Raw genomic sequence first — 21,855 nt, 5'->3', positions numbered from 1 at the left:
CACAAAGGAGCAATCTTCCATGAAGGGCAAGGACAGCCTCAAGGACGCCATCTATAACGCGATCCTGGAAAGCATCATTTCCCAGGAGTACCGGCCCAACCAGGTGCTGAATGAAAAAACACTGGTGGAAAAATACGGCTGCAGCAAGAGCCCTGTCCGTGAGGCGCTGGTATCGCTGTGCAACGACAACGTACTGCGCAATATCCCGCGGTATGGATACGAGGTGGTGCGGCTGACCGTCGAAGACATCCAGGAGATGCTCCAATTCCGGCTCGTCCTGGAGGGCGGCCTTCTGAGCGCCAACTGTGAAAAATTCGGTGCGGCCCAGCTGGACTGTCTGGAGCAAATCGACCAGGCCTGCAGAAGCGCCACGGACGACATCTGGTCGCATTGGGCTTTTAATACGGAATTTCACCTGCGGATGACCGCATTTTGCGGCAACAACTATGCGCTGGATCAGCTGCAGCGGTGTATGGACCGGCTCAAGCGGGCCTACGCGCAATTCTATTGGGGCAAGCCTCAGGCCGCCCTGGCATTCGACACGAAAAATCACAGCGCCATCCTGCACGCGCTCCAGGCGAAGGACCTGGACGCCATCCTGCAGTATTTGAAGGATGATCTCAATGATTTCGGCGGAGAACACAGTTTGTATCCCCTGCGTTTGTGAGTTCCGGCAACCGCTTTCCCAAGTGCTTTGTCCAGACTCTGCACGATGTCTTTTCTGCGGCGCATCCCAATTTCAAACGAGTGGTCCGTTCCGTTCGGAGGGCCGCCCGGCGCAAAGAGGCAGCGGTTCACTTGGAACCGCTGCCTCTTTATTTCCCGAGGTGCATGCCGGCGGCCGGACCCGCCGGAGTGCGCTCCCCCGCCCATGGGCCTAGGAATGGGGCGCGCTTGGACGGTGCGCCCCCTACAGCAGCTCTGAAGGATACCTGTGTCAGCGCCCGCGCAACACGGCCGGGCGCAGCGGGAATTTACCCGGGCGGTTCGATCCCGGAGGGTAGAGCCGCCTCCGGCGGCGGAGCTCAGAACAAAAGGACATCCTTACGGATGTCCTTTTGTTCTGGAGCTGGTAATGTGACTCGAACACACGACCTGCTGATTACGAATCAGCTGCTCTACCGACTGAGCTATACCAGCATTTCCTGTTTTCATACCGAGGGCTGATCGCTGCGCCTTCTGTGCCGCCGCCCGAGCGCCATGCCATCAGCGATATAAAATGATAGCACATTTTTTCCCTGCCGTCAACGGTAGAGTTTCGCGTAAATGGTCTGTTTTCTTTTTTCCTTCAGATTACAATACGTATATCCCCGCCGTACATGGCGGAACATCTGCAATATTTTTGTCCCCTGCACCCCTCACGCGCCCGTTTTCGCCCTATTCCAGAACATGGGTATTGCTGAAACCATGCGGCTTTCCTTCCGCTTACTACGCCCGCTTTTAATCTCCATTTTTCTCCATTTACTTTACATAACTTTATCCAGTAATTTCATCTACTTAGCGTTATTCACATTTTCCACCAGCTTTTCCACCGGCTCTTTCCGTTGAAAACAGGTGACTTTTCCACTTGTCCACATGTTTCTCCACATACTTTAATGAAAGTCCGCCATTTTTCCCCCCTCCGCTTTCGGTAAACATAATGCTGCAATCCATTTTATCTGCACTTTCCTGCAGACTCTCTTTCAAAAAGGGACGGCCCGTTCAGCCTTTTCCGATGTCCCGGTTGGCATAGGCATTCAGGTCCATCCCGGCCCGGACCCCCGCCAAATACTCGTAATAGCCCTGGCAGCCGATCATCGCGCCGTTATCCCCGCACAAAGACAGCGGCGGCAGGTAAAGCTTGTCTCCGCTGGCCCGGCAGGCAGACTCCAAATCCGCCCGGATGCGGGAATTGGCCGCCACGCCTCCGGCTACCGCCACCTTCCCGTAACCCAACCTGCCGGCAGCCTCCATCGTACGGGGGACCAGCGTGTCGCTGACCGCGGCGGCAAAGCTGGCCGCCAGCCCCGGCAAATCCAGCGTCTCGCCCTTCTGCTGGGCATTGTGCACCAGATTGAGCACCGCCGTCTTCAAGCCCGAGAAGGACAGATCCAGCGGCGCGTCCGCTACGTGCGCGCGGGGCAGCTCATAACGGGTATCGTCGCCTCCCTGGGCCAGCCGGTCCATGGGGGCCCCGCCGGGATAGCCGATGCCCAGCACCCGGGCCACCTTGTCAAAGCATTCCCCCGCCGCGTCGTCCCGGGTGGCGCCCAGCAGCTCCAGTTCTGTGTAGCCGCGCACGTCCACGATCAGGGTGTTTCCGCCCGAGACGCACAGGCAGACAAAGGGCGGCTCCAGCTCCGGATGGGCAATGTAATTGGCGGCGATGTGGCCCCGGACATGGTGGACCGGGATCAGCGGCACGTTGAGCGCATAGGAGACCGACTTGGCAAAGTTGACGCCTACCAGCACCGCCCCGATCAGCCCCGGGGCATACGTGACGGCTACCGCGTCGATCCGGCTTTTCGGGATACCGGCCTGGGCCAGAGCCCGGTCGGCCAGACCGACGATGGCCTCCACGTGCTTTCGGGAGGCGATTTCCGGCACCACGCCGCCGTAGATGGTATGCATGTCCACCTGGGACGCGATGGCGTCGGCCAGGACGGTGCGTCCGTCCCGGACCACCGCCACAGCCGTCTCATCGCAGGAGGATTCAATGGCAAGGATATTCATGGCTATCATCCCTTCTTCCGCGGGCACGGAGACCGACGGGCAAGACGGCCCGGCGCGCCAGCGCCTCTTGACGCGGCGGCCGCGTGGATTCACTTCCCGCGGCCAAGAAATAAAATCAAACGGCGCCCAGAAAGCGCCCCGCGCTTTCTGGGCACGCATCGCAGGAGCATTCCATGGCAAGGATCTGACGCTATCAGTTTCCTTTCATCCAATAGGGACGCTCCGGCACCTCGTCCGGAGCAAGAGGCACCTTTACATCCGTGCGCTCAGGGCCATAGAGCGCACGATGGGCCGCCATCACAGCGGTCAGGTCGCGGGGCGGCGGGCCCCAGAGCATGGCTTGCCACCGCATCCCGCAGGTGGCCATTTCGTATACTGGTTGAAAGCCGTTGCGCGCGTAAAAGGCGATGCGCCGGCGCCGGAGCTCGTTCTCCGCCGGGCTGCCGCCGGGTACCGGGGCCTCGGATTCCAGGATCAGGCCCTGCCCGCCGTAGCGCCGGGCCAGGTGGGCGCACAGCTCGGCCCCCAGGCCGCCGTTGCGCAGGCGGGCGGACACGCCCAGATAGTCCAGCAGTACCAGTCCCGCCCCGTCCGGCTGCCGCCAGATGGTGGCATAGCCCAGCAGTTCGTCCCGCTCGTTGAACAGGCCCAACAGCTCGTAGCGCCCCTCCGCCCGGAGGGACAGGATGTCGGCCAGGGGCTTGCGCTCGGCGGGGGCGAAGGCCTCGGCCAGTTCTTCCGCGTACCACTTCTCGATCTCGGGAACGGTCATGGGACGAATCTCGCGGCGCATCGCGGCGCTCCTTTCTGCCCTGTGGGGCGCGTGGCCGGTTCAGCCGGCCGGGCGGAAGGTACGTGTCATGAGGAGGGCGTCCTCATGAAGCTGCCGGTAATAGTTCTTCCGGCGGCCCACCGGCTCAAAGCCCAGCTTCTCGTACAGCGCAATGGCGGGGGCGTTCGTTTCCCGCACCTCCAGGGTCAGAAACGCCAGGTGCGCCTGTCCAAACCGCAGGAATGCGGAGAGGATGGCCTCGGCCACCCCCTGGCGGCGGTACGCCGGGGCCACCGCGATCTTCTCCAGCGTTCCTTCGTCCAAAATGGCCCGCACCTCGCCGTAGCCCAGCACCGTGCCGTCCTCCCCCTCGGCCACGATCAGGGAGAGCATGTCGTTGTAAAGCTCCTGCTCCAGCAGTTCCAGCGACCAGGGATGGGAAAAGCAGGCGCGTTCGATGTCCGCCACCTGCATCAGGTGGGAACGGTCCATGGGGACCAAGCGATAGTTCAATTCCGTTCATCCTTTCCTTTCACGGGGCGGCGGGGGACACTCTTCCGGACCAAGGGGCACCTTCACGTCGGTCCGCTCCGGCCCGTAGATGGCCCGATGGGCCGCCGCCAGCTCCGCCCGGCCCTCCGGCGGTGTCCCCAGCACCAGCGCCTGAAAGCGCGCTCCGCAGGCGCCTATCTCATACACCGGCCGGAATCCGCAGCGCTCATAGAATGCCAGCCTCCGGCAGCGCAGGGCGTTCTCCGCCGGGTCGCCGCCGGGTACCGGGGCCTCCGCCTCGGTGATCATCACAGCCCTGTCCCGGCAGCGCGCCCTCAGCTGGGAACAGATCCGCCCGCCCAGTCCTCTGTTCCGGTGCGCGGCGGTGACTCCCAAATAATCCAGCAGCACATAGCCCGGCCAAGCCGGCTCCCACAGCAGTGTGGCGTAGCCCAGCAGGGCGTCTTCCGCATAGAGGCCCAGGGCTTCGTACCGACCGCGCTCCATCAGCGCGGCGATCTCGGACAGCGGCTTGCATTCATCGGGCGGGAAGGCCCTGGTCAGCTCACGGTCATACCATTGCTTCACTTCGGACGCTGTCATGGGACGCAGATACATGGCGCACTCCTCTCCCGCTCCGGCCTACTCCTTTGCTTCCGCCCAGCTGCGGCCTGCATGCGCCTCTGCGGTGAGGGGCACCGCCAGGGCGGCCGCCGACTCCATCTCCTCCGTCAGCAGCCGCTTCACCGCGGCTGCCTCCTCCTCCGGGCACTCCACGATCAGCTCGTCGTGGACCTGAAGCACCAGCCGGGCCGCCAAGCCCTCGGCGCGCAGCCGGTCCCGTACCCGGATCATGGCCAGCTTGATGATATCCGCGGCAGTCCCCTGGATGGGCATATTCAGCGCCACCCGCTCTCCAAAGGAACGCAGATTGAAGTTGGAGGACTTCAGCTCAGGCAGCCAGCGGCGGCGCCCCATAAGGGTGGAGACATAGCCGTCCTTCCGGGCCTGTTCCACCACGCCGGACATGTAGGCGCGCACACCGGAATAAGTTTCAAAATACTTCTCCATATATGCCCTGGCCTCGGCCCGGGTCACGCCCAGGTCCTGGGACAGGGAGAAGTCGGAGATCCCATAGACGATGCCGAAGTTGACCGCCTTGGCCCGGCGGCGCATCTCATGGGTGACCTCCCCCGGCGCCACGCCGAATACCCGGGCGGCGGTGACGGTGTGAAAATCCTCCCCGGAGCGGAAGGCGGCGATCATGGCCTCATCCCCGGCGATGTGGGCCAGCAGCCGCAGCTCGATCTGGGAGTAGTCCGCATCCACCAGCACCCAGCCGGCGGGGGCGACGAACATCTTGCGCAGCTCGGCTCCCAGCTCGGTGCGCACAGGGATGTTCTGAAGGTTGGGCTCCGTGGAAGAGAGCCGCCCGGTGGCGGTGACGGTGTTCTGGAAGCAGGTGTGGATGCGCCCGTCGGAGGCGATGACCTTGCTCAGGCCGTCCACATAGGTGCTTTTGAGCTTGGCGTACTGCCGGTACTCCAGGATCGTGTCAATGATCGCGTGCCGGCCCTTCAGCTTCTCCAGCACCTCCGCATTGGTGGACCAGCCGGTCTTGGTCTTTTTCACCGGCGGCAGGCCCAGCTTGTCGAACAGGATGTTCCCCAGCTGCTGGGTGGAGTTGATATTGAATCGCTCCCCCGCCAAGGCGTAAATCGCCGCCTCGTCGGAGCGGAGGCGCTCGTCCAGCATGACGCCGAAGTCCGCCAGGGCCTTCCGGTCCACCAGCATCCCCGCCCGCTCCATCTCGGCGAGCACCGGGCACAGGGGCAGCTCCACCCGGGAGAAGACCTGCTCCAGCCCCAGCTCGGCCAGCCGGGGCGCGAGGGTGCGGTAGAGCTGTTCGACCAGCGCGGTATGGCTGGAAAGGGCCTTTTCCGGCCCCGCCGGATCGGCCAGAGGGCCGAAGGCGTCCGGAGCCAGGTACTCCCCGGCCTTTGAAATCTCGCGGTTGAAGTAGGTGACGCAGAGCTTTTCCAGCTCATAGCTGCCGTCGGTGGGAGAGAGCAGGTAAGCCGCCAGGGCGGTATCAAACACGAAGCCCCCGATGGGCAGCCCCTCCTCCAGTAAACCGCGCATCAGGTCCTTGACGTTGTGGGCCACCTTCGGGATGTCGGGGGCGAACAGGCCCCGGAGAAAGTCGTTGTAGCTCTCCAGCCGGTCTGCGCAGAAAAGCGCGGTACGGCTGTGCTCCGGCTCGCCCCACTCCACGCACACCGCGTTTCGGTCGGGCAGCGCCACCAGGGATACGTGGGAGCGCTCCCGCCAGAGGGCCAGCAGCTCCTCCATCCGCGCCCGCTCGGTCACCGTTTCCCGCGCGCAGGCCGCCGGAGCAGACGCTTCCGCCGGGGAAACCCCCGGCGCGGAGAGGCCCAGCTTCTCGATCAGCTTGGAAAACTCCAGCCGCAAAAACAGCTCGTAGAGGGCGGGGGCATTTACCGGGACACACTTTGCGTCCTCAGGCCGGAAGTCCAGGGGCGCGTCGCAGCGGATGGCGGCCAGCTCATAGGACATACGGGCCTGCTCCGCTCCCTCGGCCAGCCTTTTCCGCACCGCGGGCTTGGCCTCCACCTGCTCCAGGTCCGCGTAGACGGCCTCCACGCTGCCGTAGCGCTGGATCAGGTCCATGGCGGTCTTCTCCCCGATGCCTTTGACGCCGGGGATGTTGTCGCTGGCATCCCCCATCAGGGCCTTCAGGTCGATCATGTGGATGGGCGCAAAGCCGTAGGCCGCACGAAAGGTTTCGGGCGTCATCTCCTTCGTGGTGGTCTGCCCCATACGGGTGGACACCAGCTTGACCCGGGTATGCTCATCCACCAGCTGCAGGGAGTCCTTGTCTCCGGTCACCACCACCGTATCCCAGCCCGCCGCGGCGTCCCGGGCGGCAATGGTGCCGATAAGGTCGTCGGCCTCCCAGCCCTCCAGCTCGTAGCGGGGGATGTTCATCGCCTCCAGCACGTCCTTCAAAAGGGGCATCTGGCTGGCAAGCTCGTCGGGCATCCCCTTGCGCTGGGCCTTGTATCCCTCGTAGGCCAAATGCCGGAAGGTAGGCGCGGGCAGGTCGAAGGTGACGCACAGGGCGTCCGGCTGCTCCTCGTCCGTCAGCTTTTGAAGGATGTTCAAAAATCCGTAGACGGCGTTGGTGGGCTGGCCGTCCCGGGTGGTGAGCATCCGCACGCCGTAAAAAGCCCGGTTGATGATGGAATTGCCGTCGATGACCATGAGCTTCATGGGGAACCTCCCGCCTCCGGGTAAAAATACCCGGGCATAAGATATCAGAATACAGTATAACAGTTTTCCCCAAAACGGGCAAGCGCCATCCGGCCGTTTTCCTCCCCCCCGGCACATTGACCGAACGTGGAGCGCCGCCCCGCGGGGCGGCGCTCCACGACGCTTGAACGCCCGGCCTCATCCCTTTTTGCGCCGGCGGCAGGGCGCTTCCGCCAACGCCTAATGCGGCCGCTCGGGCCTCATCCGGTCCAGGGGGCGGTACACGGCGAAATACATGGTGATAATGCAGGCCAGGCCTCCAATCACGTTGGAGATGGGCTCGGCCAGATACACCCCGTCCACCCCCAGGCCCAGCGGCGGAAGGAGCAGCGTCAGGGGCGCCACGATAAAGGCCTTGCGCAGCAGGGAAAAAAAGACCGCCTGCCTGGACTTTCCAAGGCCAACAAAGGTAGATTGTCCCACGAACTGAAAGGACATGAAAAAGAACGTGGCGAAGTAAATGCGAAACGCCCGGATCCCTTCGGCGATCAGGTCGGGTTCATCGTTGAAGATCCGGATCAGGGTCTCCGGAAAAACCAGCGTCAAGGCCCAGACCACAATGGAATAGCCTACCGTCACCACGGCGGTGAACCGGATGCCCTGCCGCACCCGCCCGTATGCTCCGGCTCCGTAATTATAGCCCAGCACCGGCTGGCAGCCGTGGGTGATGCCCGTGACCGGCATGGAGATGACCTCCCGGATGGAGTTGACCACGGTCATCACGCCCACATACAGATCCCCGCCATAGTGCTGGAGGCTGGCGTTGCACAGGATCTGCACCAGGGAATTGGTCAGGGCCATGACAAAGCCGGAAAGGCCCAGGCCGAGGATGCGCTTCACCCGGGCGGCCTGAAGATGGAAGGCAGACAGGCGCAGGCGCAGGATGACCTTCTTTCCCGTCAGGAATTTCAGCACCCAGGCGGCGGAGCAGGCCTGGGAGAGGATGGTGGCCAGAGCCGCGCCCTTCACGCCCAGATCCAGCGCAAAAATGAAGATGGGGTCCAGCACGATATTCACCACCGCCCCCAGGGCCACGGTGAGCATGCCCATCACGGAAAAGCCCTGGGCGTTGATGAAGGGATTCATCCCAAGCCCGATCATCACAAACAGGGTCCCCAGCAGGTAAATGGTCAGATAGTCGTTGGCGTAGGGAAAGGTCACGTCGCTGGCCCCGAACAAATACAGGATGGGACGCCGGAACACGAGGCAGAACACGGACAGCCCCGCGCCGAACAGCAGCAGCAGCACAAAGGAGTTGCCCATGATGCGCTCGGCCTCTTCGTTCTCCCCCCGCCCCCGGTGGATGGAGCACAGGGGCGAGCCGCCCATACCGCACAGGTTGGCAAAGCCCATCAGAATGGAAATGATGGGCAGGCACAGCCCCAGGCCGGTCAGGGCCAAATGGCCCGGCAGACGGCCCAGGTACATCCGGTCCACGATATTATAAAGAATATTGATGAGCTGCGCCACCGTCATGGGCACAGCCATACGCAGAATATTGCGGGGCACGCTCCCCTTGGAAAAGTCGTTGGCGTCGGCAGCCACCCTTGGCCCCCCTCTCTTGCTTTTTTACAGAAAATAGGCTTTAATATAATATTATAACTTCTTTTATCCTGTTGGACAAGAGGGAGGGATCGTCTATGCAGCCGCTTTGCGCAGATACGCTTTTACCGGACGCCCGGCGGCTTTTGCCGGAGCTCCGGTCTCTGAAGGACGACCTGCACCGGCATCCGGAACTGAGCTTTCAGGAAACACGTACCACGGCGCTTCTGAAGGCGCGCCTGACCGGCCTGGGCCTGGAGCTGGCGGAGCTTGGCATGCCCACCGGCGCGGCCGCCCTGCTGCGGGGCGGCCGGCCAGGCCCCACGGTCGCCCTGCGCGCCGACATCGACGCCATCGCCCAGCAGGAGGCCCCCCGGGAAGGAGCGCGGTCGGAGGTCCCCGGCGTGATGCACGGCTGCGGGCACGATTTTCATACCGCCTGTCTCTGGGGCGCGGCCCGGCTGCTGTCCCAGCGGCGTGAGGCGCTGGCGGGAAACGTGGTTTTCCTGTTCCAGCCCGCCGAGGAGATCACGCAAGGCGCCCGGGCCATGCTGGAGCACGGCCTGCTGGAGAAGCTTCCCGCCCGGCCCCGCTGCCTGTTCGGCCTTCATAACCGCCCCGAGCTGCCCGCCGGGACCATCGCAGTCATGGAAGGGCCGGTGATGGCCGGGAAATCCCACTTCACCATCACCCTTCACGGCAAGGCGGGCCACGGGGGCTCGCCGCACAAGTGCGCCGATGTGATCGTGGCGGCCTCCGCGGTGGTGAGCGCCCTGCAAACGGTGGTCAGCCGCAGTACCGATCCGCTGGACAGTCTGGTGTGCTCCGTGCTCTCCATCCACGCGGGCACGCCGGAAAACTTTGTCCCTGATACCCTGACGATGACGGGCAGCATCCGCGCCCACGACGGCGCGGTCCACGCCCGGGCCGAACAGCGGCTCCAGATGCTGGCCGAGGGCGTGTCCGCCGCTTACGGCTGTACCGCCCAAGTGACCTTCCAGCCCGGCGTGCCCGCCACCGTCAACTCCCCCGCCCTGACCGCCCTGGCCCGCAGGGCCGCCGAGGCCCTGGCCGGGAAGGCCAACGTGCTTTGCCCCCCGCCCGATATGGGCTCGGAGGACTTTGCCGTACTCGCCCGTGAGATGCCTGCCTTCTTCTACTGGCTGGGTTCCGGCTTCCCCGGCCGGGCCAACGCCTGCTGGCACAGCGAGCGCTTTTGCACCGACGACTCCGCACTTCCTCTGGGCGCCGCCCTGCTGGCGCAGTCGGCCCTGTTGGGGCTGGACGCCCCTGGGGAGCCGCTCCATTAAAACGCGCCCCGGACGTCCAAGCCGTCCGGGGCGCCGCTGTGTCGGATCAGATCCGTTTCCACTCCACGCCGTTGGGCGTGTCCTTGATCTCAACGCCCATGGCCTTCAGCTGGTCCCGGATGGCGTCGGCCTTCCCCCAGTCCTTGGCGCGTTTGGCCTCGGAGCGCCGGGTGATGAGCGCCTCGATCTCCGCGGCCCCCTCGCCGGACGCAGCCTGGGCCTGCTGCTCCTTCCGGGCGGCGGCGCGCTCCAGCAGCTCCAGTCCCAGCACCTGGTCGTAGCTTGCGATCAGCGCGCGCTTGGTCGCGTCGTTCAGGTCCGCCTTGAGCACGTCGTACAGGGCGGTGACCCCCAGGGAGGTGTTCAGGTCGTTGCCCACCGCCTCCCGGAAGGCCGCCTCGTACTGCGCCGCCGCCTGTGCGTCCACCGCACCCGCTTCGGTGAGAGCGGCCACGCGGGAGACCAGCTTATCGTAAGCGGCCTTGGCATTGTCCAGGTTTTCCCACGAAAACACCAGCGCCTTGCGGTAGTGGGACTGAAGGCAGAACAGCCGGTAGACCAAGGGGTCGTATCCCCGCTCCTCCAGGGTGGAGACGGTGGTGAAGCCGCCCTTGGACTTCGACATTTTCCCTCCGGCCGTGTCCAGGTGGGCCACGTGCATCCAGTAGTTGCACCAGGGATGGCCCAGATAGGCCTCGGACTGGGCGATCTCGTTGGTGTGGTGGGGGAAGGCGTTATCCACGCCGCCGCAGTGGATGTCCAGATGCTCGCCGCAGTATTTCATGGAGATGCAGGAGCACTCGATGTGCCAGCCGGGATAGCCAACCCCCCAGGGGGAATCCCACTTGAGGGCCTGGTCCTCGAACTTGGACTTGGTAAACCACAGGACAAAGTCGTTCCGGTTGCGCTTGTTGGCGTCTGCTTCCACGCCCTCCCGCACGCCTACCGCCAGATCCTCCTCGTCGTGGTCGTTGAAGGCGTAGTATTTCGCCAGCTTGGAGGTGTCGAAATACACGTTGCCCCCCGCTGTATAGGCGTAGCCTTTCTCCAGCAGGGCGGAGATCACCTTGATATAGTCCCCGATCATGCCGGTGGCAGGCTGTACCACGTCGGGATACTTGATGTTGAGCTTTTTGCAGTCGTCAAAAAAGGCGTCGGTATAGAATTTTGCGATCTCCATGACGCCCTTATGCTCCCGCTTGGCCCCCTTGAGCATCTTGTCTTCGCCGGTATCCGCGTCGGAAGCCAGATGGCCCACGTCGGTGATGTTCATGACCCGCAGCACGTCATAGCCTTCGTAGCGCAGGAATTTCTCCAGCACGTCCTCCATGATGTAGCTGCGCAGGTTGCCGATATGGGCGAAGTGGTAAACGGTGGGGCCGCAGGTGTACATCTTCACCTTGCCCGGCTCCCGGGCAACGAAGTCCTCTTTTTTGTGGGTCGCGGAATTATACAGTTTCATACGTTTTTACTCCTTGCCTGTTCATCCAGTAATTGTTCCAGCCACTCCAGCCGGGAGCTGAGGGCCTGCAGTTCCTTTTGCACGGGGTCCGTCACGTGGATCTGATCCACCTGGCCGGCATAGTCCACCTTCTCGCCCGCGATCCGCACCACCCGCGCCGGTACGCCCACGGCGGTGGAGTCCGGCGGGATCTCGCTCAGGACCACCGCGTTGGCGGCGATACGGGAATTATCCCCCACCTTGAACGGTCCCAGCACCTTGGCCCCGGTGGAGACCAGCACATTGTTGCCCAGCGTGGGGTGACGCTTGCCCTGGTCCTTACCGGTACCGCCCAGGGTCACTCCGTGATAGATCAGGCAGTCGTCCCCCACCTCGGCGGTCTCGCCGATGACGATGCCCATGCCATGATCGATGACCAGCCTGCGTCCGATTTTGGCGCCGGGGTGGATCTCGATCCCCGTCCAGCAGCGGCTCCACTGGGAGACCACCCGGGCCAGGAATTTCAGCCTGCGGCAGTACAGGAAATGGGCGATCCGATGGTAAAGGACGGCGTGCACGCCGGGGTAGAGCAAAAAAATCTCCAGGCGGCTGCGGGCCGCCGGGTCGCGGGCCTGATACGCCCGCAGGGTCTCGCCGAGTCTGGTCATAAGCGGCTCCTCTCGCGCAAAAAATCTTCCACGGCCCGGTTAAAGGCCGCGCTGTTTCGGTTTGCAATAAAGTGGTCCCCAGGCAGGATGACCAGCTCCGCCCCCGGAATGGAGGCGCAGATGCGCCGGGTGTGGCCGGCGCGGATCATATCCCGCTCTCCTGCAATCACCAGGGTGGGCATGGTCAGCGCACCCAGCGAAGCCGGATCGATGTGCGGCTGTGTGACCATGAGGCCCAGCCGTTCCTGCTTTGCGGCCGCCCTGGGATCGAACCTGGCGCAGAGGCCGGCCAAAGCCCAGCCCAGACAGATGGGCAGCTGTACCGACGCCCGGACTCCCCCGGGGTCCAGGTTCGCCCCGTTGAGGATCAGCGTCTGCACATACTCCGGCCAGCGCAAGGCAAAGAGCAGAGCGATGTTGGCCCCGTCGGAAAACCCCAGCAGATGGACCCGGCGCAGCCCCCGTCCGTCCAGGAATTCCTTCAGATCCAGGGCAAATTGCTCCAGCGTGAAGGGTGCGCTGCCCCGCGGACTTTGCCCATGGCCGCGGGTATCCACCGCGATCACGCGGTACGTTTGGGCGAAGTACTCCAACTGGTGGAGGAAGTAACCGCTCTCTTCCCCGTTTCCGTGGAGGAGCACCAGGGGAAATCCGCTCCCCCGCTGCGTATCATGCAGGTCGATGTCCATGGCGCCCCCCTGTCCGCAAAACGAAAAACGCCTCTTATGCCCGCAGGCATAAGAGGCGACAAAATCGCGGTTCCACTCTCATTTCTCACTTGAAAGCCGTTAACGGGGCCAACCGGGGATACTCCCACCGCTCCCGGACGCACTTGGCCCGGTTCCTCCCTGGGCGCGCTCTCAGCCGGTGACGCTCCCTCTCTGGCGGGTCTTTGCCGGGTTACTCTTTCCGTTCCTCGCGGTCGTTTCCTATGCTTTAGTATATTATCACGCGGGTGCGATGGTGTCAAGCGCCGCCTTGAAAAGCCGGGCGCGCCGTGATCAGCTGTAACCAGATCTAACGCGGGATACCCGTTCCGGTTGGCTGACCGGGCGCTCTCCCGGCCGTATCCTATCCAAAAGGGGGTATTCCTTTGCGCCGTATTCTGGCCCGAAACCTGAAGCGGCTGCGGCGCCATTACACCCTGGATACGCCGGCGAAGGCCGCCGCCGCAGAGCTGGCGGGGCACGCGGCGATCAGCCGCGCCCATGCGGAAAGGGGCTGCAAATACGCCGGATCCCTGCCCGTCCGGCCGGGCCCCGGCGGAAAGGCCATGAAGCTCCAATGGTTCTTCGAACAGACACAGCGCGCACCGGCAGGCCGCTGGGCGGCCTGCCGGTGCGCGTCAGCCGGACAGCAGGATGCGGTCGTTGTCCAGTCCCTTCCCCACGCCCGCCTTGAAGCGCTCCAGCAGGCCGCTGACGGTGAGGCCCGAGCGCTCTTCGCCGGACACATCCAGCACGATGCGGCCGGAATCCATCATCAGAGTGCGGTTGCCCAGGGACAGGGCCTGCTGCATATTGTGGGTGATCATCATGGTGGTCAGCTTATGCTCGGCCACGATGTCCCGGGTAAGCCCCAGTACCTTTTCCGCCGCGCCGGGGTCCAGGGCGGCGGTGTGTTCGTCCAGCAGCAGCAGCTTGGGGGGCACCATGGTGGCCATCAGCAGGGTCAGCGCCTGCCGCTGTCCGCCGGAGAGCAGGCCAACCGGCTGGCGCATCCGGTCCTCCAGGCCCATGTCCAGCAGGGCCAGCCGGTCCCGGAAGCGGGTCTTTTCCGCCCGGCTCACCCGGGAAAACCAGCCGCCGCTTCCCGCAGCCAGGGCCAGGTTCTCTTCGATGGTCATACCGGGGGCGGTGCCCCGCAGAGGGTCCTGGAACAGGCGGCCGATGCGCTTGGCCCGCCGATACTCCGGCTGGAAGGTAATGTCCCGCCCGGCAAGCAGAATGGAGCCGGAGTCGGTGAGGAAGCTGCCTGAGATTGCGTTGAACAGCGTGGACTTGCCCGCGCCGTTGGAGCCGATGATGGTGACGAAATCCCCCCGCTCCAGGTGGAGGGACAGCCCGGTCAGCGCCTGCTTTTCGTTGACAGTGCCTGGGTTAAAGGTCTTTGAGATGTTGGAAATGGTCAGCATGGCTTACCGCCCTCCCTTCGCCGTGCCGCTGCGGTGGGACAGGCGGCGGCGGATCATGGGCCATCGGCGCTTCAGATAGGGCCCGGAGATGGCCAGCACCACGATGACCGAGGACACCAGCTTGAGCATGAAGGCCGGCATGTTGAAGCGCAGGGCCACGGTGTATACCAGCCGGAACAGGAAGGAGCCCAGCACCACCCCCACGGCCCGGCTGAGGATGCTCCCCCTGCCCAGGATGGTGCGGCCGATGAGCAGGGAGGCCAGGGCAATGGTCACCATACCCGTGCCGATGTTGATCTCCGCCGACTTCTGAGACTGGGCCAGCAGGCAGCCGGACAGGCCGGTAAAGGCGTTTGCCACGCACAGGCCCACGGTAGTGGTGAAGATGGGATTGATGGAGGAGGCCCGCACCATGTCCGGGTTGTTGCCGGTGGCCCGGATGGCAAGCCCCAGCTTCGTATTCAGGAACAGCGTCAGCACCGCCAGCGCCAGCGCCACTGCGGCCAGGGCCACCACAAGCTTATACTGCCCCGCCAGGGGGGTGCCCTCCAGCCGATCTTTGACCAGGGTGAAGACCGTCTCCGCCTTGTTCATGTTCAGCAGGGAGGCGCCGCTCATGACCGCGATATTGATGGAATAGAGCGCGGTATTGACGATGATGCCGGCCAACAGGCTGTCCACCCCCAGCCGGGTCTGGAGCAGAGCGGTAATGAAGCCGGAGCACACCCCCGCCGCCATGGCCGCGGCCAGCGCCAGGAAGGGGTGACCGGAGAGGGCCACCGCGGCCCCGACCGCAGCCCCCAGGGTAAAACACCCGTCGGTGGACAGGTCGCACACATTGAGCATGGAATAGCTCAAAAACAGCGCCAGTACGGTCAGCGAGCAGATCAGCCCAAGCTCCAGGGCGGTCTGGCCCAGGGAGAGGACGGTCGTCAGGTCCATATCGGACAAGCCTCCTTAAGACACGCCGCGGGGACCGCTTCACGCGATCCCCCGGTGTCTGCGTATGGAATCGGGATGATGATTGAGACGGTGGAAAAGCGCTGCGCCGCTTCTTCCGGAAGGCTGCACGAACGCTTCCCCCTGCGCTCTTGCGAAATGGCCGGCATACCGTTCACGAGAAGCGTCATTTCCGGCGCGCAGCGCGGGGAGGAGGGCATACTTCTGCCGGGCGCTCCTGCGGGAGGGTTTTTCGACAAGCCGGATTATTGGGCCAGTTCGCCGAAGCTCTCGGCCGTGGTGATGGTGGCGACCTTGGTGCACAGAGGCGCGAAGGCAGCCTCTACGGCATCGAAATCCAGCCCCAGCGCCGCGCAGGTATCGGTATTGACGGTCGCGGTGCCGTTATCGAAGGTCATGACCGGGGTGGAAGCCGGGTCGCTGCCGTCCAGCAGGATGCCGGCGGCCATATTAGCGGTCTCCACGCCCAGATTGGCATAGTCCACACCATAGCCCAGGAACGCTCCGTTCAGGGCAAAGGAGTCGGCGCCGGTATAATGGGGGATCCCCGCTTCGATAAAGGTCTCATAGATGGACAGCTCGGCGGTCATAATGGTATTGTCGGTGGGTGTAAAAACGGCGTCCACCCCGTCGGCCACCAGGGCCTGGGCGGCCAGCATCACCTCGTCGGTGGTCGTGCCGGTACGCTCCACGTAATCGATATGATTGGCCTCCAGGAACTCCTTGGCGTGGGCGATGGGCGTGGCGGAGGAATCCTGGCCCTGGTCGTACAGCAGGCCGATCTTGGATGCCTCGGGGTCGGCGGCCAGGATCAGATTCATGATGGAGTTTGTATCCAGGTAATCAGAGGTGCCGGTCAGGTTGGCGCCGGGGGCCTCCAGGCTCTCCACGACGCCGGCGCTCACCGGGTCGGACACGGCGGAGAAGACCACGGGGATCCGGTTATCCTCGGTCGCGGCCTGCATGGCCATGGCCACCGGGGTGGCCACGCCCACCATCAGGTCCACATCGTCGGCAATGAAGTTGGCAATGATCTGGTTCATTACGTTGGAGTCGGCGTTGCAGTTGTCATAGGAGACCTCAAAGCGCACGCCCTTCTCTTCTCCGATAGCGGCCAGCCGGTCCCGGATGTTCTCCACGATCTGGTTCAGGGAGGCGTCGTCCACGTAGTTGCAGATGCCCACCTTGTAGACGGCGGCGGGCTCTCCGGTGGGGGGAGTATCGCCTCCGGCGGGCGTGGGAGAGGCGGCGGGGCCGGAACAGGCGGCCAGAGACAGGGTCAGGGCCGCAGCGGCGGCCAGGGAGACGAGTTTGGTTCCAGTGTGCAGTTTCATGTTCGTTTCCTCCAATAAAGTAAAATCCAGGCGGCAGATGGAGCCGGCCCCTTGCCGGGGGTGCCGGGGCTGAAGCGCAAAAAAACGCTTTTGCCCCATTGCTGGGACAAAAGCGTTTGAACGCTCCTGCGATACCACCCAAATTGACGTTAAAAACGTCCGCTCGCTTCACGCACCATCATGCGTGCCCGATGGGTAACGGGTGGGATCCCGTCGGCATCTACTTGGTCGCCCGTTCAAGCCGCCCTCAGAAGTCCATTCGCCGGTCTCCTCAGGCCCCGATCTCACCCTCCGGGGCTCTCTTTGCATCGGAATCGCCGGTTACTTCTCTTCCTCACAGGTTTGCGTGGTTCAATTGTTATAACGCATTATACGCACCTGTTCAGACTTTGTCAACCCTTTTTTTGCGCAGGAAGGCGAATTTCGTCTCCGAGCAGATGACGGCGAAAAAGATCAGCACGAAGCCCAGCACCATCAGGGCGTTCAGCGCTTCCTCCCCCACCAGGATGGAGCACAGTACGCCGAAGGGCGCTTCCAGGGACAAAAGCACGGCCGCGGTGGCGGGCGCGGTGTACTTCTGCCCGATGTTCTGGAACAGAAGGGCCCCGCAGGAGGAGAAGATCACCAGGTAGAACATACCGAACAGGGCGCCGCCGGAGACCGCCGCGGGGAATGGCTCCCGAACGGCCAGAGCCCCCACCCAGCTCCAGGCGCCGAAAAAGGCGAACTGGAGGGTGGTGATGAGAAAAATGTCCCGGCCCTCCGCGTATTTGTTCACCGCTACGATATGGGCCGCGAAGAAGAAGCCGCCGATCAGGGTAAGCACGTCCCCCAGGTTGATGCTCAGGGCGCCGCCGTCATTGGAGAGGGAGACCAGCCCGATCCCAACGATGCACACCACCGCCGCCAGGATATTGTATCTGTCCGGCCGCTTGCGGGCAATGAGCCAGTACAGGAAGGGTACGATCACGCAGTATACCGCGGTAAGGAAGGCGTTTTTGCCGGAAGTGGTGCGGTCCAGTCCAAACGTCTGAAAGGCATAGGCCAGAAACAGGAACGTGCCGATAATGGCGCCCGCCTTGAAATACTGCCGGTCCATGACCTTCCAGGATTTCCAGAATACCAGGCCCAGCACGATGGCCGCGGCGGTAAAGCGGAAGGCCAGCAGATAGAAGGGGGTGAAGCTGTCCAGAGAGTGCTTCATCACCACAAAGGAGCTGCCCCAAATGATCGGAGCCAGGATCAGCATGGGCTTTGCCAGTTTTTTCAGTACGGATTCGTTCATCGCTTCTTGTCTCCTTTACCGCAGTTGTGTTACGATACTGTCGCACGCATTACGACAGGTTTCACAGGAGGTGGCTGCATTGCCAAAATTGACGCGGGAATTTTATAATCGGGACACGCTGGACGTGGCCCGTGACCTTTTGGGCAAGTATCTGGTACGGCGGCTGGACGGGATGGTCCTCTGCGGCCGCATCGTGGAGACCGAGGCTTACGTGGGCCGCATCGACAAAGCCTGCCATGCCTACGGCTACAAGCGCACCCGGCGCACCGAGACTCTGTTCGCCCAGCCGGGCACCGCCTATCTCTATTTGATCTACGGCATGTACCACTGTCTCAACTTCGTCACCGAGCCCGAGGGGGAGCCCTGCGCGGTGCTGCTGCGGGGCCTGGAGTGCGCAGGGGACGGAGACGCCCTGGCCCGGATGCGGTACGGCAAGCCCCAGGACGAACTGAACGCCTATCAGCGCAGGCAGTTTCTCAACGGTCCGGGAAAAGTCTGCCAGGCGCTGGGGCTCACCCGGGCGCAGAACGGGCTGGACCTGACCGGCGACGAGCTGTTCCTCTGGGACGCCGGCGAACCGGCGCCTGATTGCCATACGGGACCGCGCATCGGGATCGACTACGCCCAGGAGGCGGTGGAGTTCCCCTGGCGCTTTTGGATCTGAGCCATACAGGAGGCGGCTATGCGTTTATTTGATTTTGACGGCACCCTGGTGGATTCCAACGGCGTATGGGAAGAGATCGACCGGGCCTTCCTCGCCCGCCGCGGGCTCTCTCCCACCCGGGAATACAGTGAGCAGATGGGCCACTCAATTTTCCCCATCGCCGCGCAGATCACGAAGGATTTCTATCATCTGGACCTGACCCCCCAGGCCATCATGGCGGAATGGCTGGAGCTTGGCTGGCAGGCCTACGCCCACCAGATCCCCATGAAGCCCGGCGCTGCGGGATTTTTGGAGCGTTGCGCCGGACGCGGCGAGGACATGGCCCTGGTCACCGCCTGCGTTCCGCGCTTCTGTCAAGCCGCCCTGGAGCGGCATGGATTGACCGGATACTTCCGCGCGGTGGTCTATGTGGAGGAGCTTGGGGTGGAAAAACGGGACCCCCGGGCATTCCGTATGGCTCTGGAGCGGCTGGGGGTCCAGGCGTCCGAGTGCACCCTCTACGAAGACTCCCCCGCCGCCTGCGCCGCCGCGAAGGCCGCGGGCCTGACCGTGGTAGCGGTATACGACCCCTTTTACGCGTCCTACGAACAGCAGCTGCGGCGCAGCTGCGACGGGTATCTCAAAAGCTTTACCGAGTTGCTCGGGTGAGTTCTCCCCTGCCGGGGCGTTATCCCTCGTCCCGGCTCATGTACTGGGCGGCAGACTTCAGCATGAGCTTTTTGGTGCCCACGCTGTCGAAGGCGATCTCGATGAGGGCGTCGCCCCCCATGGGGGTCAGGCCGGTGACCAGCCCCTTGCCGAAGGCGCGATGGAACACCGTATCCCCTTTCCGAAACCCGGGCAGGGCCGCCTTCGGCGCGGCCGCACCCGCCGCCGGGCTCTTCCAGTCCGGCGCGGAGCGTTCCGCCGCCCCGCCGCCGGAGCTGCCGCCATACGGGCTGCCCATCGAATAGCCCCGGTCATAGGTCCGCCGGACGCGGGCGGGCCGCTGGAAGGCGCGCTGCTCCCGCTCGGGGGTCTGTCCGCCGCCCTGCTCCTCTTCCCTGTGCCCGCCGTAAAGGCTCCGGCCGGAGCGCTCCAGGTATTCCGGCGGGATCTCCCCCAAAAAGCGGGAAGGCCGGTTGGCGTTGGTGCGCCCGAAGAGCATGCGCTGGCTGGCACAGGTCATGTACAGCTTTTCCTTGGCCCGCGTCATGGCCACGTAGCACAGGCGCCGCTCCTCCTCCATCTCCTCCGCCTCCCCGATGGCCCGGATACCGGGGAAGATGCCCTCTTCCACGCCCACCACAAAGACCACTGGGAACTCCAGTCCCTTGGCCGAGTGCATGGTCATCATCACCACGCAGTCCTCGCCGGCGTCGTGGCTGTCCAAGTCGGTGTAAAGGGCGATCTCGTCCAAAAAGCCCGCCAGGGAAGGTTCCTCCTGGGTATTCTCCAGGTAATTCTGGATGGAGGAGAGCACCTCGTGGACGTTTTCCAGGCGGGTGCGGTCCTCTATCGTATTCTTCTGCTCCAGCATCGCCGCGTAGCCGGTACGCGCCGCCAGTTCTTCGTAAAAATCGGGCAGCGGGAGCTCGGCGCAGCGCCGCCGCAGCGCCCCGATCAGCTCGGCAAACTGGGCCAGCTTGGCCGCCGCCTTCTGCAGTTCGGGATAATCCCCGGGGCGGCTGACCACCTGCCACAGGGAGCGCCCCTCCTGCTGTGCGATGGTCTGGGCCCGCTCCACCGTAGTGGCGCCGATCCCCCGGGGCGGATTGTTGATGATGCGCCCCAGGCGCAGATCGTCGTCCGGGTTATTGACCACGCACAGGTAGGCCAGCATGTCCTTGACCTCCGCCCGGTCGAAAAAGCGGATGCCCCCGATGATGCGGTAAGGGATCCCGTTGCGCTTGAAGGCCTGCTCCAGCTGGTTGGACTGGGCGTTCATCCGGTAGAGCACCGCGTGATCCTTCCACGCCCGCCCGCCGGAGAAGCCTGTCAGGATCTGAGCCGCCACGTACTGGGCCTCGTCGTGCTCGTTCATGGCGGTATAGCACATCACCTTATCGCCCGCGCCGTGCTCGGTCCACAGCTCCTTTCCCTTCCGGCCCTGGTTATTGCGGATGACGGCGTTGGACGCCTCCAGGATATTTTTTGTGGAGCGGTAATTCTGCTCCAGGCGGATGACCCGCGCCCCCTTGTACTGATGTTCGAAGGAGAGGATATTCTCGATGGTAGCGCCCCGGAAGCGGTAGATGGACTGGTCGTCGTCTCCCACCACACAGATGTTCTCATACCCCCCCGCCAGCGCGGAGGCCAGCTGGTACTGGAGGTGATTGGTGTCCTGGTATTCATCGATGAGCACATAGCGGAACTTTTTCTGATAATAGGCCCGCACGTCGTCAAACTGCTTCAGCAACCGCACGGTATGGAGAATGATATCGTCAAAGTCCAGGGCGTTGGCGTCCCGCAGCCGCCGTTCGTACTCCGCATAGATCCTGGCGATCTTCACCAGACGGAAATCCCCGCTCTTTTCGCATTCCCGGAGGTAGTCCGCGCCCAGCTTCATGGCGTCCTTGGCGCGGGAGATATAGCCCAGAACAGACTTGGGCGGGAAGGTCTTGTCGTCCAGGCCGAACTCCTTGAGGATATCCTTCACCACACGCTCGGAGTCGGCGCTGTCGTAGATGGTAAAGCCGCTCCGGAAGCCCAGACGCTCGATGTCCCGCCGGAGGATGCGCACACAGGCCGAGTGGAACGTACTGGCCCAAATGTCGTTGGCCTGCGGGCCCAGCAGGCGCTCCAGCCGCTCCTTCAGTTCTCCGGCCGCCTTGTTGGTAAAGGTAATGGCGATGATGGACCAGGGGACCGCGGGGTCCAGGCGGCACAGCCGCTCCTGCTCCTGCTTCTGCTCCGGACGCGGGGCGCGCACGTACTGCTCCAGAACGTCCAGGTCGGCCCGCTGCACCCAGGCGGGCACCTCGTCCGAATCCGACCCGCGGCCGTATTTCATCAGGTTTGCGATGCGGTGGATGAGCACCGTGGTCTTGCCGCTTCCCGCGCCCGCCAGCAGCAGCAGCGGCCCCTCGGTACACAGCGCGGCGCGGCGCTGCTCCGGATTCAGGTTCTGGAAATCCAGTTCGATGGCTGCCCGGCGCGCTTTGCAAAAGCGCAGTTCTTCTTCTCTTGTCAGCATGGATACGCTCCTTCAAGCAATGCAGGAGCCGCC

Annotated in this window: 19 protein-coding genes, 1 tRNA gene and 1 other annotated feature; of the genes, 4 read left to right on the top strand and 16 right to left on the bottom strand. The window is 63.7% G+C overall.

Features of this window, described 5'->3' with window-relative positions:
- Positions 1-19: 19 nt before the first annotated feature.
- On the top strand, positions 20-667 hold the full coding sequence (locus H8S57_RS08270; RefSeq protein ID WP_186907613.1) for a GntR family transcriptional regulator: 648 nt from the start codon (positions 20-22) through the stop codon (positions 665-667).
- A 397-nt stretch (positions 668-1,064) separates the two neighbouring features.
- On the opposite strand, the gene H8S57_RS08265 is transcribed toward H8S57_RS08270, so the two are convergent.
- The 8 genes from H8S57_RS08265 to H8S57_RS08230 form a co-directional block, all read right to left on the bottom strand.
- Positions 1,065-1,140 (bottom strand) — tRNA-Thr (locus H8S57_RS08265).
- 363 nt (positions 1,141-1,503) lie between these two features.
- Complete coding sequence (locus tag H8S57_RS08260; protein ID WP_186907612.1) at positions 1,504-1,686, bottom strand: hypothetical protein; 183 nt, start codon at positions 1,684-1,686, stop codon at positions 1,504-1,506.
- 15 nt (positions 1,687-1,701) lie between these two features.
- Positions 1,702-2,712, bottom strand: coding sequence for a tRNA (adenosine(37)-N6)-threonylcarbamoyltransferase complex transferase subunit TsaD (tsaD, locus tag H8S57_RS08255; protein WP_186907611.1), 1,011 nt, complete (start codon positions 2,710-2,712; stop codon positions 1,702-1,704).
- Positions 2,713-2,905: 193 nt separating this feature from the next.
- Positions 2,906-3,505, bottom strand: a complete 600-nt coding sequence (locus H8S57_RS08250; RefSeq protein ID WP_186907610.1) for a GNAT family N-acetyltransferase — start codon at positions 3,503-3,505, stop codon at positions 2,906-2,908.
- A gap of 39 nt (positions 3,506-3,544) precedes the next feature.
- A complete protein-coding gene (gene rimI, locus H8S57_RS08245; protein ID WP_186907609.1) occupies positions 3,545-3,997 on the bottom strand; it encodes a ribosomal protein S18-alanine N-acetyltransferase in 453 nt (150 codons plus the stop codon).
- Positions 3,998-4,003: 6 nt separating this feature from the next.
- The gene (locus tag H8S57_RS08240) at positions 4,004-4,594 is read right to left on the bottom strand and encodes a GNAT family N-acetyltransferase (RefSeq protein ID WP_186907608.1); all 591 of its coding nucleotides are present in this window, start codon (positions 4,592-4,594) and stop codon (positions 4,004-4,006) included.
- Positions 4,595-4,618: 24 nt separating this feature from the next.
- A complete protein-coding gene (gene polA / locus H8S57_RS08235; RefSeq protein ID WP_186907607.1) occupies positions 4,619-7,270 on the bottom strand; it encodes a DNA polymerase I in 2,652 nt (883 codons plus the stop codon).
- A 219-nt stretch (positions 7,271-7,489) separates the two neighbouring features.
- Entirely contained in the window at positions 7,490-8,797 is a 1,308-nt protein-coding gene (locus tag H8S57_RS08230; RefSeq protein WP_186907688.1) for an MATE family efflux transporter, read from the bottom strand.
- A 152-nt stretch (positions 8,798-8,949) separates the two neighbouring features.
- On the opposite strand from H8S57_RS08230, the gene H8S57_RS08225 reads away from it, so the two are divergent.
- Positions 8,950-10,161 (top strand): M20 family metallopeptidase, encoded by a 1,212-nt coding sequence (locus H8S57_RS08225; protein WP_186907606.1) that lies wholly within the window; start codon positions 8,950-8,952, stop codon positions 10,159-10,161.
- A gap of 46 nt (positions 10,162-10,207) precedes the next feature.
- Here H8S57_RS08225 and cysS read toward each other — a convergent pair whose 3' ends face one another.
- The 7 genes from cysS to H8S57_RS08190 form a co-directional block, all read right to left on the bottom strand.
- The gene (gene cysS, locus H8S57_RS08220; RefSeq protein ID WP_186907605.1) at positions 10,208-11,623 is read right to left on the bottom strand and encodes a cysteine--tRNA ligase; all 1,416 of its coding nucleotides are present in this window, start codon (positions 11,621-11,623) and stop codon (positions 10,208-10,210) included.
- Positions 11,620-12,270 (bottom strand): serine O-acetyltransferase EpsC, encoded by a 651-nt coding sequence (gene epsC / locus H8S57_RS08215; RefSeq protein ID WP_186907604.1) that lies wholly within the window; start codon positions 12,268-12,270, stop codon positions 11,620-11,622. Before epsC ends, cysS begins: the two co-directional genes overlap by 4 nt.
- Positions 12,267-12,959, bottom strand: a complete 693-nt coding sequence (locus H8S57_RS08210) for an alpha/beta fold hydrolase (RefSeq protein ID WP_186907603.1) — start codon at positions 12,957-12,959, stop codon at positions 12,267-12,269. Before H8S57_RS08210 ends, epsC begins: the two co-directional genes overlap by 4 nt.
- Before the next feature lie 656 nt (positions 12,960-13,615).
- The gene (locus H8S57_RS08205; RefSeq protein WP_186907602.1) at positions 13,616-14,404 is read right to left on the bottom strand and encodes an ABC transporter ATP-binding protein; all 789 of its coding nucleotides are present in this window, start codon (positions 14,402-14,404) and stop codon (positions 13,616-13,618) included.
- A 3-nt stretch (positions 14,405-14,407) separates the two neighbouring features.
- Positions 14,408-15,346, bottom strand: a complete 939-nt coding sequence (locus tag H8S57_RS08200; RefSeq protein WP_186907601.1) for an ABC transporter permease — start codon at positions 15,344-15,346, stop codon at positions 14,408-14,410.
- 263 nt (positions 15,347-15,609) lie between these two features.
- Positions 15,610-16,698, bottom strand: a complete 1,089-nt coding sequence (locus H8S57_RS08195) for an ABC transporter substrate-binding protein (protein ID WP_186907600.1) — start codon at positions 16,696-16,698, stop codon at positions 15,610-15,612.
- A gap of 99 nt (positions 16,699-16,797) precedes the next feature.
- Positions 16,798-17,045: a binding site (T-box leader), on the bottom strand.
- Positions 17,046-17,080: 35 nt separating this feature from the next.
- Complete coding sequence (locus H8S57_RS08190) at positions 17,081-17,983, bottom strand: DMT family transporter (protein WP_186907599.1); 903 nt, start codon at positions 17,981-17,983, stop codon at positions 17,081-17,083.
- A 70-nt stretch (positions 17,984-18,053) separates the two neighbouring features.
- Here H8S57_RS08190 and H8S57_RS08185 point away from each other — a divergent pair, with 70 nt between their 5' ends.
- Both H8S57_RS08185 and H8S57_RS08180 read left to right on the top strand, forming a co-directional pair.
- On the top strand, positions 18,054-18,647 hold the full coding sequence (locus H8S57_RS08185) for a DNA-3-methyladenine glycosylase (RefSeq protein WP_352408294.1): 594 nt from the start codon (positions 18,054-18,056) through the stop codon (positions 18,645-18,647).
- 18 nt (positions 18,648-18,665) lie between these two features.
- The gene (locus H8S57_RS08180) at positions 18,666-19,295 is read left to right on the top strand and encodes an HAD family hydrolase (RefSeq protein ID WP_186907598.1); all 630 of its coding nucleotides are present in this window, start codon (positions 18,666-18,668) and stop codon (positions 19,293-19,295) included.
- Positions 19,296-19,314: 19 nt separating this feature from the next.
- Here the strand turns inward: H8S57_RS08180 and H8S57_RS08175 are convergent, their stop codons facing one another.
- Positions 19,315-21,822 (bottom strand): ATP-dependent helicase, encoded by a 2,508-nt coding sequence (locus tag H8S57_RS08175; RefSeq protein ID WP_186907597.1) that lies wholly within the window; start codon positions 21,820-21,822, stop codon positions 19,315-19,317.
- Positions 21,823-21,855 lie beyond the last annotated feature (33 nt).

It is taken from the genome of Lawsonibacter hominis, from assembly GCF_014287895.1.
Lineage (GTDB): Bacteria > Bacillota > Clostridia > Oscillospirales > Oscillospiraceae > Lawsonibacter_A > Lawsonibacter_A hominis.
The sequence above is the reverse complement of the archived record's forward strand: the minus strand, read 5'-3'. Positions and strand labels throughout refer to the sequence as shown.